The organism is Acinetobacter haemolyticus CIP 64.3 = MTCC 9819, from assembly GCF_000369065.1.
Lineage (GTDB): Bacteria > Pseudomonadota > Gammaproteobacteria > Pseudomonadales > Moraxellaceae > Acinetobacter > Acinetobacter haemolyticus.
Genome location: NZ_KB849812.1, coordinates 67242 through 67706, shown reverse-complemented (window position 1 = coordinate 67706; position 465 = coordinate 67242). Strand labels below are relative to the sequence as shown.

The window sequence follows — 465 nt, the reverse complement described above, 5'->3', positions numbered from 1 at the left end:
CCACCAATGATGCCTGTCAAGATATCCAGAGGGCTACCGCCATCACCACCGCCAATACCGCCAATGATACCAGTAATGAGGTCAAGCGGACTACCGTCACCGCCAATGCCACCGATACCGCCAATAATGCCAGTGATCAGATCAAGTGGACTGCCGTCACCACCAATGCCACCAATACCGCCAATGATGCCAGTGATGAGGTCAAGCGGACTACCATCGCCGCCAATGCCACCGATACCACCAATAATGCCAGTGATTGGGCTTAGTAAACCGCCGTCACCGCCACCAATACCACCAATGATGCCAGTGATCAGGTCAAGCGGACTACCGTCACCGCCAATGCCACCGATACCGCCAATGATGCCAGTGATTAGATCAAGTGGACTGCCGTCACCACCAATGCCACCGATACCGCCAATGATGCCAGTGATCAGGTCAAGCGGACTACCGTCACCGCCAATGCCA

The 465-nt window shown here is 55.1% G+C and carries 1 protein-coding gene; it reads right to left on the bottom strand.

What is annotated here, in order from left to right; all coding sequences use genetic code 11:
* On the bottom strand, nt 1–465 hold a 465-nt coding region (locus F927_RS17300; RefSeq protein WP_005086805.1), incomplete at both ends, for a hypothetical protein.